General features: G+C 32.8%; 6 protein-coding genes. All 6 read left to right on the plus strand.

The genetic code is table 11. The features are described 5' to 3' along the window. The first annotated feature begins 34 nt into the window (after window positions 1-34). The 6 genes from ACZ451_RS12645 to ACZ451_RS12670 all read left to right on the plus strand — a co-directional run bounded on the left by ACZ451_RS12645 (window position 35) and on the right by ACZ451_RS12670 (window position 15,191). Window positions 35-5,944: a fibronectin type III domain-containing protein gene (locus tag ACZ451_RS12645; RefSeq protein ID WP_464212952.1), complete on the plus strand. Its 5,910-nt coding sequence runs from the start codon at window positions 35-37 to the stop codon at window positions 5,942-5,944. 8 nt (window positions 5,945-5,952) lie between these two features. After that, complete coding sequence (locus tag ACZ451_RS12650; protein WP_464212954.1) at window positions 5,953-6,336, plus strand: hypothetical protein; 384 nt, start codon at window positions 5,953-5,955, stop codon at window positions 6,334-6,336. A 406-nt stretch (window positions 6,337-6,742) separates the two neighbouring features. After that, window positions 6,743-7,234, plus strand: coding sequence for a CCC motif membrane protein (locus tag ACZ451_RS12655; protein WP_464212956.1), 492 nt, complete (start codon window positions 6,743-6,745; stop codon window positions 7,232-7,234). Window positions 7,235-7,256: 22 nt separating this feature from the next. Beyond that, window positions 7,257-7,529 (plus strand): hypothetical protein, encoded by a 273-nt coding sequence (locus tag ACZ451_RS12660; RefSeq protein ID WP_464212958.1) that lies wholly within the window; start codon window positions 7,257-7,259, stop codon window positions 7,527-7,529. A 564-nt stretch (window positions 7,530-8,093) separates the two neighbouring features. After that, complete coding sequence (locus ACZ451_RS12665) at window positions 8,094-13,100, plus strand: hypothetical protein (RefSeq protein WP_464212960.1); 5,007 nt, start codon at window positions 8,094-8,096, stop codon at window positions 13,098-13,100. Further along, window positions 13,101-15,191: a fibronectin type III domain-containing protein gene (locus ACZ451_RS12670; protein ID WP_464212962.1), complete on the plus strand. Its 2,091-nt coding sequence runs from the start codon at window positions 13,101-13,103 to the stop codon at window positions 15,189-15,191. The last annotated feature ends 8 nt before the right edge of the window (window positions 15,192-15,199 follow it).

Genomic DNA, 15,199 nt, shown 5'->3' on the forward strand with positions numbered 1-15,199 from the left:
TAGACAGCAATTTTGGGTATTATAATAAAATAAAATGCATAAAATTCTACGTTTTTTACTAATAGTTGTAGCCTTCCCACTATGGAGTCAGGTGGGGAGTTTTCCAGTACAAATTATTCCCCAAGCTACACCACCAAGTCCTATCTATTTTTCTAATTATGCAGATGCAAGTACGGTAAATAGCCCTCTGCGCGTGCAAATTATTTTAAACGATTTTACCATTCCTAATCGGCAAATTCGCTTAAAAACTTCTTTTGAAGGTAGAGGGATTAATTTTCAGAGTAATGATGTTGTGATAGGAGCAGCACCACTTTTTTTAGAAGGTGGTATTCCTTTAAACTTGACCAATGTAGACTTAGCGCCTTATTTTGAATTTCAGAACATTACAGGCATAGCCCCCAATACCTATGCAGCTGCGATACCAGAAGGTTCCTATCAGTTTTGTTTTGAAGTCATAGATGTACTCACAGGAAGCCCATTATCTGCAAAAACATGTGCTACAACAGTCGTTTTTCAAAACGATCCGCCTTTTTTAGTAAGCCCAAGAAATAAAGAAAATGTAGCAGAAGTAAACCCACAGTATATTGTTTTTCAGTGGACCCCCAGAAACATTAATGTCACCAATGTAGCTTATGAGTTAAGCTTAGTAGAAATTTGGGATCCTACCATAGATCCACAAGCAGCCTTTTTAAGCTCTCCACCCGTTTTTCAGACCACCACTACCGCTACTACCTATGTGTATGGTCCAGCTGATCCACTTTTGCTCTCAGGTAAAAATTACGCTTGGCGGGTACAAGCAAAAGCGCAGCAAGGTACCGAAGAAATAGGATTGTTTAAAAATCAAGGTTTTAGCGAAATCTTCTCCTTTAGCTATGCGGGCTCATGCGATTTACCATTAGGTATTAACCATGAGGTAAAAGGAAGTACAAATGTTAATGTTTTTTGGGAAGATTTTTCTACAGATGTTCCTGAGTATACGGTAAGATATAGACAAAAAAGTAGTTCCCTGAGCGGAGTCGAGGGGAGTTCACAGAGCGGAGCCGAAGAGAATGAATGGTTTTTAGCCAAAACTGTAGGAAATCAGCTTACGATCTGGAATTTAAAACCAGATACGCTCTATGAGTATCAGGTACAAAAAAAATGCATCATTACGGCTAGTGATTGGAGTTTTTCTAAAGAGTTTACTACAGCTATAGAAAGTACCGAAGAAAGTATAGTAGATTGTGGCATTGCTCCAGATATTAATCTGGAAAATATGGAACCCTTATCGAGTATTTCTAAGGGAGCTTCTTTTAAGGCAGGAGATTTTCCTGTAACTATAGAACAAGTAAGTGGTAGTAATGGGCGTTTTACAGGAAAAGGATATGTACGGTTACCTTATTTAAAAAATATTAAAGTAGCTGTAGAATTTACCAATATATTAATAAATACAGACCGAGAATTAGCAGAAGGTGCTGTATTAACAGTATATGATGCAACTTGGAGGAATATTGTAGATACTGCAGATGTAGTAGATGTTATAGAAGATATAGGAGATACATTTTCTGGAGGAGATGATATTAGCATTCCAGGAGAAGGCGAAAATTTAGACTACCCGATCAGCAAAGGTGACATCAAAATTACTGATGAAGGTAAGATAGAAATTACAAAACCAGATGGTACAAAAGATGTATATGACTATGATGAAGGAGATAGGTATACCATAACCGATAGTGAAGGGAATTCGTTTCATATAGACGAAGATGGTAATATTACTGAAGGAGCACCAGGTGCAGAAGGTGGCCCTGCCACAGTTGCTAATACAGATGGTATTTCTAGTAGTGGTAATGCAACAGCAGATTCCCCTTCGGTAGCTACAATAACTGCAGAAGGTATTACAGTAAACTTTAAGAAAAGTGATGCAACCATTTATGGTTTAGATAGTGTAGATGATGGTTTTGAAAAAGAACGTTATCCTAAAGTAAACATGCCAAACGGTGGCTATTACTATCCTCCACATAAAGCTGTTGTAGAAGGTAAAACAGATGAGTTTTTAGCCGAGGTAAAAATAACAAATACCGCTATAGCAGTAGATAGTTTAATCTTTAAAACGGTTACGGGTTCTGCAATAACTGCACAACGAATAGATAGTACCAATACCTTTAAACTTACTGTAAAAGGAACTCCAAGTTATAAAAGCGAAGAAGCGATAGTAAGCTATAAAGCAAAAGATGGAAAGTATAAAATTGCAGCAAGTTTCTTTATACATCACATTAAACAGCAAGACCCTATAAATGTAGTAGTAGTTTCTGTAGGCGGTACTAATGCATTAACAGGCTTAGAAGCGCAATTGAATACTATTTTTGGGCAGGCTGGTGCTAATTTTAAAGTGGTTAAGGAAGAAGAGATGTCTTTAACACCATCTGACTGGGATACCAATGGAGATGGACAATTAAATTTTGATACAGACGGTCTAGGTTCTAGATTTAGTAACTACCCTAAAGAGCTTGCTGAAATTCATAAAAAATACAAAGACGAAAATCGGGGTTATGATAAAAAAGCTTACTACTTGTTTGTATTACCAGATAATGTAAAACTAACACAACCTGTTGCTGGTTTTATGCCAAAAACAAGGCAATGGGGTTATATTTTTAATGCCCATACTACAGGCACTCCAGAAAACAAATCTTCTATAAACACCCTTGCGGCTCACGAATTGGGGCATGGGGTATTTAGACTTGCACACCCTTTTCAGGATGATGATAATGTAAAAGGGAGTGGTACCAATTGGTTAATGGATTACAACCAGGGCGACCAACTCTCGTATTCAGATTGGGCCTTAATGAGTGATGAAAGCTTAAATATTGGCTTGTTTCAGGATAGAGAGGATGCAGAATCATATGTTGTTAATATGACTGAGCTTTCAGAATTCAAAAATGATGATGGAACATTTACTTTTTTTAGGAGTAATGGAAAGTATATTACGCTTCCTTCTGATACAAAAGCAGTTTATTTCTCAACATTAGATCGCTTTTTTTGGAAAAAATCTAAAAAATCAACCGATAGACTTGCTCCTGTAGGAGCATTAGTAAAATTCATAGATGGCAATGATCATACATATTCAACAGGTAGTAGTGGGATTTTTAAATTAATAAAGTCTGATACTTCTTCAAATGAAACCATTACATATAAAGATGAACTTACATTTAAAATAAAACCAGTTAATGGTATCACTAGTATGTTTGCCCCGCTAGATGATAATAGCATGACTCAATATTTCTTTAAAGTAAAATCTCCTATTAATCAGACAGATTATGAGAATCCTTCAGGAGAATTACTTGATAAATTAATTCTATTTGAAAATCAAGGATCAGATCGAAATATTAATATTCGCAGTTTTGTAGAGAATCACCGGGATCCTGATTCACCAGCACTCAAAACTACAACTTCTGACTTGAGCAATTTCTTTTTCGGTAATAGTAAATCACCTATTGGTTTAAGTGGAGAATGGGGTGAAGATATTAAAAATTTAAACTCTACCGAAGTATTTTTTATACTAGTAGATGGTGATAGTAATGTTGAGGAATGGCTTCGTTATTTAGCTTTAATTAATGTGCCACCAGATTATTATGAATCTCTTGCAAACTGTTTAAACTCTATAATACTGAGTAATTGGAAGTTAGATGAGCTAAAAGAAGAATTGGCAAATGAACCTGCAGAACAAGAGAATCGTATTGCTGTATCTAATACTGCTATTGATATAGGAACTTTTAAAAAGTTTTATACAGATTACTCGCCTAAAGTACCATATTTTATAACAACTAGTATCGAGGCAGAGCTCGAAAAATTAAGTAATGAAGTAATTAAACGCGCTATAGATTCATGGGATCAATCTAGGATAACTACGTTAAAGGCAATTCTTGCTAATGGATCACATGACGAAATTATAAAAGCACTTGAAAATACCTCGCTATGTCAATTATATGGACTAAGTGCTTCAGATAGAATTTCTGCAATCAACCATTTCTTAGACGATTCAGACTGGCATCAAATTTTACCACTTATTAGTACCATTCCAAAAAGAGAAAATTCTACGCAAGCGACTGAACTATTGAATCATTTAAAAGCAGTGAATTTTGAGTTACTGAGAAAATTTGATCCTCAATTAAATGAATTACTGGATATTTATGATCAAGAAGACTATGTTATATTGAGCGATATTTTGGCACAATATGCAATAATGTTGTCCAATAACCGCACTTCTTTTCCAGAGTCTGAGGCATCAAAAACTGTATACTTAACTGTTGACGGTTCTAATTTTATTGAACCTTCTAATATTTATGCTATAGAATTTCCATATAAAAATATTCCTATAGTTATTGGGGCAGAAGAGGCTACAAATATCGAATTGGGAAGAATGGATGGAGTTCCGAGTGAATATGGTAATATTTCTACAATTAAAATACAAACCAAAGGTGCACATCCAGAATATCCTTTAGAACTTACAGAAAATGGTCGTATAAAAGTTAGCCAATCTTATTTAATGTATGAGACCTATACAGGTCAACAATTTGTACAAACTGGTACGCAGCTTCAAGATTATAATATTCTGCCAATATCAGAGACCTACTATCTCAGCCCATATGATATGGTAGACGTTATTGTGGGAAAAAATTTCGCAGGAATAGGGCATGATATTGGTGATACTATTACAGTCACAGCAATGACGGCACTGTTAATTCAGCATAATATTGATAATGAAAATTTCTGGCAGAATATACGTATTGCCATAGATGCCGTAGAAATTGGTGTAGGTGCTGCAGCACTTGTAGGTGCTGCATTTAGCGGGGGAATGACAATGGTTGCCTACGTTGAAATTTTTACTGGAATTGCGGCGGCGGTTGATTTAATTGTAGCGAATGAAGAGTATAAACTTACTACTCAACAATTAGAACAAGCGGAAGGTATAAAAGCTTGGAAAGACATTAAATTAACTATTGATATTGCTGCAGGAGCAGTAGCGGCACCTAAAGCACTTATTGCTGCTGGCTCTGGAGCATTTAAATTTTATAAATATGCAGCACCACTAGCTCGGAATCCTATTCGTGGTGCAAAAACAATAGCTTTAACTATGGCCTTAAGACGAGCCATTAGATTAACAAAGCTTGAAGATAATATTCAATATCCGTGGTTGTTAGCAAAAAGTAAAGGCATTAAAGAGTCTTTTAGAGTAGGGAAACCTATTAAAGATTCCCGAACATTTGTTTATGGAGTTGATGATATAGCTGATGCTAGTAATATTTTTAAAAAAGTATCTAAAACTATTGCAAAACAAGAGTTACCTAATGATTTTGTGAATGCATTAAAGAAAATGGATTTTACAGAAGATGAAATATTTGAGTATTTTGCTAAATACCACAATGACAATGATCTCAGGTTTTTTAATGAAGTTGGAGATTTAATGAAAAAATATCCACAGTTTAATAAAACAGATGTAAATTTACTTTGGGGGTATACTACTCGTTTATTTTATGAAAATTTAAACCTTTGGCTTAGAAAGAAAATTAATATTTCCAAAACTGAAAAATTAAAAGAGTTATTAAATCTAACTTTAAATAAAATGGAAAATTTTGATAGACCTTTGATTTATAGAGGTATTGGAAGAAGTGGTAACCCAAAGCAATATTTAGATATTTATACTCAAAATTCTGAACATACTTGGGATGCTTTTACTTCTTGTGGGAGTAGTAAAGAAGCCTCCTTTATAGCTAAATCTGATGTGATATTCGAAATTAAACATATAGATGCTAAAGACATATCTGATTTTGCTGATGGTATTAAATTTAGAGGTTATCCACCACATGAATTACTTATAAAGTCAGGAGCAGAATTTAGAGTTATATCAAATAATACTATTGATAAATTAACAGGAAAACCAATTATCAGACTAGAACAAATAAAATAGATGTATAAATGAAAAAAACAATGAAAGATTATACAAATGAGGAATTTTCTAAATTACCTGTAGAAGAAAAGTCTCGATTGTTTGATATAGAAAGAGAAAAAAGCGATAATAAAAGGCTAGCTTTTGAAGAAAATGTATACCCTAACTATTCTTTTAAAGAAAAAGTAAGTTATTGGTCAGGACAACTACATCAACAAATGCGATGGCAGGCAGAGAGTGGTTTAGACCCTTATTCTATTTATACTCCAGAGTGGTATAAATCCATGAAAGAATTTGAACCTAATTTTGATAAAATTATGGATGAAGTATTTTCTAAATATTGGGGTACTGGTGCAGATTGGAGTTTGGAAGAATACTTAAAAAGGATAGGTAAACTTACCTCACCATCTTAATTCTTTGCATTTAGAATCTATTAAATTCTGCTGGCGCTAGTTTATCATAGTAATTGCTAGAGCTAGTATATACTATTGCCGTCAAAGAGAATAAACATAAAAAAAATACTGTAAAAAGTATAGCTTTTTGTATTTATAGGACTATGAGTAGAAAGTACAAATTTCATAATAAAGAAGGCCTGTACTGTGTTAGTTTCTCAACAATAAATAGGATAGCTATTTTTACAAGACCCCTGCCTTGTCCTAAAATACTTGTAAAAACATAAAAAAGACATCCTAAACAAAAGCCAATCATAAATGTATAAATTAGCAAAACCTTTAGTGTAAAAGATTAAAACTTTTACTTTCAAGAAAACGAAATTTATAGCACATTAACCAGCACAAAAAACTTGTAAAACCAATAGAGATGTCCAATAACAAACTACCAGCAGACCCAATAGCCTTAATACTAGGAATTTTTGGCATTTTAATAGGAATAGGAGGATGCTGTGTGCTTTATGGGTTATCATCTATAATCCCTTTAATCATCTCTATTATAGGGATTGTGGTTGCCAATAAGAGTTTAAAACTCTTTAAAGATAATCCTGAAGAATATTCTGAAAGCAGTAGAAGCAATGTTTCTATAGGGAAAATACTCAATATTATTTCTGTAGTGTTTAATAGTATTGTTTGTCTTATCGTTTTTATTGGCGTATTATTTTTTGGAACTTTTTTCTATAATATGTTTGATACCTTAAAAGAAGAAGGCGCTTTTGATGAAAATTCTTCTTTTTACGATCTTAAAGAAACGGATAGTATTTATGATAATGAAGATGCGTATGAAAAAGCAATAGATACCTTAAAAATAGATTCAACGAGAATAGAAGAAGTTAAAATTAAAGCAGAAGAAATAGAATGAGTTAAACTGGAGTAGTTGAAGAATGGGAAAATTAGATAAAGAACAAACTTCTGGGTTTTTAGCTAAGCTTCTACTTTCAGGTTTATTCTTTTACATTTTTTTTAATTATGATAATATAATTGATTTAGATACAGTAAAAGGAGTACAAAGTAAAGGAAAAATAGGAGGTATTTTATTACACCTGTTTAGTAAAAATGTGATTGGATATTGGGTAGGAAAAATTATTTTGTTACTCATAGCCTTATATCCACTTTGGAAAATATTTAAAATATTGAGCCACAAAAAAACTTCATAAAATAGAATAATTTTCTAAAAACTACATGCTCTTATGCACTGCATATAGCTTTTATTTACGATGTAAAATGAGTAAACTAAGCCCTTTTTTAAGGTACTTTATAGAATATTTACTTTTGTAAGTATAATTTCACATCAATATTAAGAGACTTTGCCCACTTGGAGACTTCTTTCACAACAAAAATTCTTACAGCATAATTAATAACAGTAGCTTTATAGTAGAAATTACACCTAGTTTCAACTAAAAAAAATTGCGCTTGATTACAGTATTTGTTTTTTTATGCTTTAGTTTACTTTTCTCACAAACTACTAGCTTTGATCAGAAACAAGAAAAATGGCTTTACAGCAATAGCAGTATAGCTGGTCTTTTTTGTGCCTTATCATCAAGCTGCACTCCTACAAATTATAAAAAGTTTTACAATAGTATCTTGATATATTTTAGATATCATAATTTGAGTCAGTATATAGCTGTCCAATTACCAATATATGTATTAAACCAAATCATAAAAAAGCAAGATAACCGCTTTTTTAAACCAAATAGAAAACCAAATCATAATAGTTAATTATGAAAAAAACCTTCCTATACCTACTTACACTATTTTTCACTGCTAGTCTTTGGGCATTTCCCACTACACCTTCAGCAGAAGAAAATGATAATACAATCTTTTTTAATTCTACTATTAAAAAAACAAAACCAAAAACAAAGAGAGATAGTGCTAAAGTTAAAAAAGAAGAAGAAAATCAGATAACGTATCGGAAAAAGCTAATCACTAGTTCTAAAAATAATATTGCAAAGGTATTTTTAGAACCTTCTAAGGACTCTTTAAAAGTAAAACAGTTACCTTCTAAAACAACAGATGCTGGTGCGCTTATGACGCGTTGGCAAAAAGAAAAAACACAAAAAGTTGCCTCACCAGTAGCACTTAGTAATAAAAAATTTAAAAGCTTCCCAGAGTTAGAAGATTATACCAAAACAATGCATTATAATTTTTTGGATGATTTGGCGGAGTTCACCAAAGACTATATTGCCCAAACTATTGATGTAGATGTAAACACTCAAAAAGTTATAGATGCTAGTAAAGAAGTCTTTGATATCATAGAAAAAGAACAGCGTTTTATAAAAATAATAGGTGGTAAAGAGGTTATAGACTTGCCTGTAGGAATAAAACAAAACATAAGCAAAAACTCTCACATTACCTTAGGTATTGTTAGTATGGAATACCATCCTAATTATACTGTGGTAGATATGTTTGCTAGAGTAAAATTAGCAGAATTAAATACGGAGCTATTCTTTAGTGCCAGTGATGTAAAAATCTCTAAAGACGGTGGAATCTATGATGAAGCTAGGCTCAACTTACTTGGCGATTTTCCGGTGCCTCAAAATGGAGGGCAATGGTTGGTTACGTTTAAAGGGGGTAAAGGCGAACGTGGCGGAGGAGACGAACAAACCTACATCACTATTAATTGTGAGGGTAAAGTAAAAGAAATAGGTTTAACTGCAGATGTGCGGATAGCAAAGAGTGTTGCTATTCCTCTAAACGAAGATGGTACAGTAAAATACAAAGGAAAAACAGCACCCAGGTCAGGAGAATCACCTGTTGATAATCCTAGCTATTTAGGAGCTACTTTTAAAATACAAACAGAGAACCTAGATGACTTATTGATAGAACTAGATTTACCAATGTTTCAATTAAAAGTCTTACCTAAATGGGGCTTTAAAATGGAAAAAACGGTATTAGATCTTAGTGATACCAAAAATGCTGAAGGAATTATTTTTCCAGATTTATACAAAACCCAAGGGCTTTTAGTACCTGGGAACGAAAATTTATGGAGAGGCTTTCATTCTAAAGATGTTAAGATTTTATTGCCACCAGAATTTAAAAAGAAAGGCTCAAAAAAACGAATTGCAGTTGGAGCTAAGAATCTATTTATAGATAATTTTGGAGTATCTGGAGATTTTTATGCCATTAATGTATTAGATATTAACGAAGGTGATGCCAGCAAATGGCAAATTTCTGTAGATTCTATTGGCGTAGATTTAAAAGTAAACCGATTTATAAAAGCTGGTTTTAATGGAGAGATCATACTTCCTGTAAGTAGTGGAAAAACCAGTAAAGGTAAGCTAGCATATAAAGGTTTAATAACAGCAGATCAATTTTATTCAGTAAATGTAGAAGCTACCGAAGATGTAAGTTTTGATATTTTTAAAGCAAAAGCGAAACTTTTTAAAGGCTCTTATATAAAACTAGAGGTAGAAGATAATAAGTTTTACCCTGAGGCTAATTTAACTGGTTTAATGTCTTTTAATGCCAAACAAGACAAACAGTTTAATGAAATTTCGTCTGATACACTTGCAAAGGCAGGAGGGGTAGAAGAATTGCAATTTGAAGGACTTTCTTTTCAAGATTTTAAAATTCAGACCAGATCAAGACCTTATTTACAGATAGGTTATGCAGGCTTTAAAGATACTATAGCACTGCCTAAAGTTGCAGGTTTTGAACTTGGTTTCTACGATATCAGCTTAAAAACTGATGAAAAAGAAAATGCGGTTCTAGCCTTAAACAGTTACATTAATTTAGATGAATCTGGTATTCGTGGTGATGTTAGATTAAGTATTACGGGAGAACTTAAAGAAGGGGATTACCTGAGATGGAAATATAAAGGAATAGAAGTAAGTACTGTAGAAATAGATGTAAAAAGAAAATCTTTTGAATTTAATGGAAGGTTAGAATTCTTTAAAGAAAATCCAGTCTACGGAAAAGGTTTCGCAGGCGAAATTAAGCTATATGCAGAAGATTTAGGATTAGAGATGGGGGCTCGTGGTTTGTTTGGGTCTGTAGATGGGTACCGCTATTGGTTTGTAGATGCCAATGGTAGACCAACAAAGAGTAATAATAAAAACTTCACCATTTTTGATATTGGCGGCGGCGTATACCACCACATGCGTAAAGCAGGTATGAATGAAGAAGCCACTTCTATGTCTGGCATTTATTACCAACCAGATATCAACACTCGACTTGGTTTTAAAGCCCTAGCTGCTTTTGAAGTACAAAAAGGAGCTTCTTTTACGGGCTTGGTAGGTATAGAAATGAGTTTTAATTCTAAAGCTGCAGGGGGTGGTGTGAGTAGAGTAGGTTTTTATGGTGCTGCTGCATTAATACAGGGAGCAGGAGGATCCAGTAACTCCAGAGAACCTTTTGGTAGTGTAGAAGAAATGCAGGCTACCGCTTCGGCTAAAGAACAAGCTTTAGGTAATTTCCATGAGCTTTCATTAGATAAAGAAGGAATAAAATATTTTGCCACAGAAGTATTTCCTAATATTTTAACAGGAAAAGAATTGTTTGCTGCCCAAGTAGGTATCGATTTTGATTTTAGAAATAGAACCTATTGGGGTATGTTTGATGTTTTTCTAAATGCAGGCGTTATAAAGGGTGAAGGAGAGAAAAATAGACTTGGATATTTAGAGTTCTACAATTCTCCAGATGATTGGTACATCTATGTAGGTACACCTACAAAACGATTTGGTCTTAAAGATATTCCTGTAGGTGCTTTTAAAGCTAGGTTTAACTTGTATTTTATGACAGGAACCATTTTACCAGACCCGGCCTTACCACCACAAAATGTTATAGATATTTTAGACCTAAAAGGAAATGAACTCGTTTTTGGAAGAAATTTTAACCAAGAGTTAGCACAAGGAGTTGGTTACGCTTTTGGAGCTCAGTTTGAGTTGGGTATGGGCTTTGACTGGGGTATTGTTTATGCTGATGTACAAGCAGGTGCTGGTTTTGATTTAATGCTCCGAGATTTTGGTAGTACAAAATGTAAAGGAAGAGAAGGACCTTTAGGAATGGATGGATGGTACGCTATTGGACAAATGTATGCTTATTTACAGGGAAAAATAGGTGCTCAAGTAAAGATATTCCCATTCGGAAAAATAAGAGTTCCAATATTAAGTGCTGGTATTGCAGTTCTGGCTCAAGCTCAATTACCTAATCCTGTTTTTATTAAAGGTTACGCAGGTATTAATGTTAATGTTTTGGGATTAATAACAATAAAGGCGCGTTTAAAAGTAATAATAGGAGAAGAATGTGAAATGATAGGGCAGAATGGAATTCAAGAACTACAAATGATTTCTGATATTTCCCCAAGAGATGGTTATAGTGATGTAGATGTTTTTGATGCAGTACAAGTAGCCTTCAATACGCCCATAAATAGCATATTAAAGGTAGAAGGAGATGACGGATTTAAAACGTATCGAATAAAATTAAATGAATTGTCTGTAAAGTCTTTAGGAGTAGAAATTGAAGGAGAAGCAAGTTTTAACGAGCAAAATGATTTGTTAACTTTTAAAGCTTTTGAAGTATTACCTCCAGAACAAGAAATAAATGTGATTGTGAAAGTTTCTTTTGAAGAGAAAATTGGAAGTAATTGGACTTTAGTAACTGAAGAAGGGAAGCCTATATTAGAAAAAAAAGAATCGAAATTTACAACAGGGAAGGCACCACGGGAAATACCACGAAATAATATAAAATATATGTACCCTTTTATAGATCAGCAATATATGCTACCTAAAGAAAGTAAGGTTGGTTTTGTACAATTAGATATAGGTCAGCAATATTTATTTGGAAATGGTTATAAGGATGAATTATATTTCTTAAATGAAGCAGGGGATAAAATACTAGCTAATTTTAGTTATGATGCAGCTAATAGGCGCCTTAATTTTTCTATCCCAGATGAATTGGATAATAGAACCAAATATACCTATGCATTAGTAACATTAAACCCAAGTGATGGAGAAGAAGATGAAGTAATGACAGCAACAGAGTTTAATGAAATTTCAGAAGATTTAGAGATCTCAACAAAAACTATTGTGGGTAGTGCTAGTAGTAGCGCATTTATAAGCCGTTTAGATTTTAGCTTTACTACTAGTAAATACAATACTTTTAAACAAAAAATGAAATCTTTAAAAGTAAAACAATCTATTACTCGTTCAGATATTAACCCTATAACAGGTAATCCTATTAATAATGTGGGACGCATAACTTTAATTTTAGATAATGTAGAACCTTTTGAGTTAGCTGATATAAAGGGAATAAATTATACTTTAAATAAACCTTTGCTGCAATACAAGGCATTATTAACCGATGATTATTATAAGGAAGATATTAACCCATTATTATATAAAGAATATCCATTGGATAACAATATTCAAGTAAGGAGAAATACATCAATATTAGGGGTTCCCCCAGTTAAATCAGTATATCCAAATACTACATATTTGACTTACGCTAAAATAAATCCAGATCATAATTATCTTAAAAATCATTTTCCTTATAGCTGGAATTTACCTGTAGCCTACTATAGAGATTATGTAGACTTACAATATCAAATTACAAACAGGTATATGCGAGATGGTATAACAAATGAAAAAAAATATAATAAATATTATTACTTAATCTGGGGAAGATTTCCTTTTATGCAAAGAGAAAAATACGAAGTTGAATTTAAATATGTACTTCCTGGAAATACAGATGGAAATACAGGAATTATTAAATACCAGAATAGATTTTAAATGCAAAATTTAAATAAATATGTAGCCTTAGTTTTATTTCTATCACTTTATGTAAAAGGTTTCAGTCAGGAGCCCGATCCAGAAATAATAGAAGAACCAAGAATAATCATCAAAGGAAAGTATTCCGAAAATGCTGTTTTATTACGTTGGGGTGTTGATGATAAATTGGCATGGAAATATGGTAACGAAAATGGATATATTATTGAAAGAGCTACTATTTTCCGTGATGGAAAACCACTCACTACATCAGAAAAAGTAATCTTAAATAATGGTCCTATAAAACCTAAGCCTATAGCAGATTGGGAACAAGTAAAAGATAACAATATGGCAGCAGTAGCTGCACAAGCTTTGTATGGTGATGATTTTACGGTGAACAATACTAATGATAAGAGTCAATTAATGCAGGTAATTAACGAAAGTTCAGAATTACAACAACGTTTTGCATTTTCAATGTTTGCTATTGATCAAGATTTTGAAGTAGCCCAATATGCAGGCCTTGGTTTTGTAGATAATGATGTAAACGCAAACGAACGATATTTATATAATATCAAACTAGTTGATCCAAAAGAATTAAATATTAAAGAAACTGGACTCATAATTGATCCTGCTAAAGCTAATATTTTGCCTAAGCCTTATGACTTTCTGGGCTATTACTATAATAATGCTTTTGTTTTAATTTGGGAATATGATGGACTACAAGATTATTACAATGCCTATGATTTAGAAAAATCTGAAGACGGGCTAACTTTTGTTAAGATTAATGATGTACCTATTACCAAACTTGCAGATACAGAAGTTACAGGTATTTCATATACCGATAGTATACAAGAATATGGAAAGAAATATTGGTACCGTATAAAAGGTAAAACAATTTTTAATGAGATAAGCCCAGCATCGGATACTACTTCTGTAATTGCTTTTAAAAAGTTATTGGTATCACCAGAAATAAAGGCTAATAAAATGATTTCAGATAAAGAAGCCATCCTTAATTGGGGTTTTGCAGCCGATGAAACATGGAAACTTACCGCCTTTGATATTCTAAGAGCAGATAAAGCAATAGGGCCATACAATGTGATCAAAGAAAATTTAGAGCCAGAAACTAGATCGTATCATTACAAAGAATTACAGGATATTAATTATTTTAAAATACGAGCAAAAGGTATAGCAGGGGATTATCAAGACTCTTCTCCAAATATGATACAACCCATAGATTCTATACCACCTCTTATACCTAAAAACTTAGTTGGTACTATAGATACTTTAGGCATTGTACGTTTGCAATGGGATAAAAATACTGAATTAGACCTAAGAGGCTATGCTATATTTAAGGCAAATAGACCCAATCAAGAATTTACACGCTTAAACAAACAAGAATTAACTAAGGCCGAATATATAGACACTGTTAATCTAAAAACATTTAATGAAAATGTTTTTTATAAAATAACAGCGCTAGACAATAGGTATAACGAATCTCTGTCTACAGCTGTTTTAGCATTAAAAAGGCCAAGTAAAATACCACCTGTTACTCCAGTTTTTAATGGATACGAAATACTAGCAGACACTATTCAATTACAATGGATACCAAGTGCATCAGAAAACGTAATAAAACAGATTGTATATAGAAAACAAGTAGATGAAAATCAAGAAGTATTATGGGAAAATATTTATGAAACTGAAGATAATACTATTTCAGAATATCACGATGTTAATACAAGCCCTAACGTAAAATATTTCTATACGATTACTGCCGTTAATGAAAATGGCATAGAAAGTAACCCTTCGCCTCCCATATCCATAACTACCCAGAATACATTATTAAACCCTGGAGTAAAAGGCTTATTTGCGAGTACAGACAGGGAAAATAAATTTATACAACTGAGTTGGCGTATCAATCAACCTAACATATCTGAAATATTGTTGTTTAGAAAGGATAATGAAAGCCAATATAGTTTGTACCAAACATTTAAACCAACAACAAAACAATTTGTTGATGTAGAAATCATTCCTAATACGAAATATTATTATGGTGTTAAAGTTATTTATAATGATGGGAGTATAGGGAAATGGGCTGAAATAAAGGTAAAATATTAAAACCAAAT

It is taken from the genome of Allocellulophaga tsushimaensis (assembly GCF_055383085.1).

Coding starts and splice junctions, on each gene's coding strand:
- ACZ451_RS12645 (WP_464212952.1), top strand. CDS start 35: ATGCATAAAATTCTACGTTTTTTACTAATAGTTGTAGCCTTCCCACTA.
- ACZ451_RS12650 (WP_464212954.1), top strand. CDS start 5,953: ATGAAAAAAACAATGAAAGATTATACAAATGAGGAATTTTCTAAATTA.
- ACZ451_RS12655 (WP_464212956.1), top strand. CDS start 6,743: ATGTCCAATAACAAACTACCAGCAGACCCAATAGCCTTAATACTAGGA.
- ACZ451_RS12660 (WP_464212958.1), top strand. CDS start 7,257: ATGGGAAAATTAGATAAAGAACAAACTTCTGGGTTTTTAGCTAAGCTT.
- ACZ451_RS12665 (WP_464212960.1), top strand. CDS start 8,094: ATGAAAAAAACCTTCCTATACCTACTTACACTATTTTTCACTGCTAGT.
- ACZ451_RS12670 (WP_464212962.1), top strand. CDS start 13,101: ATGCAAAATTTAAATAAATATGTAGCCTTAGTTTTATTTCTATCACTT.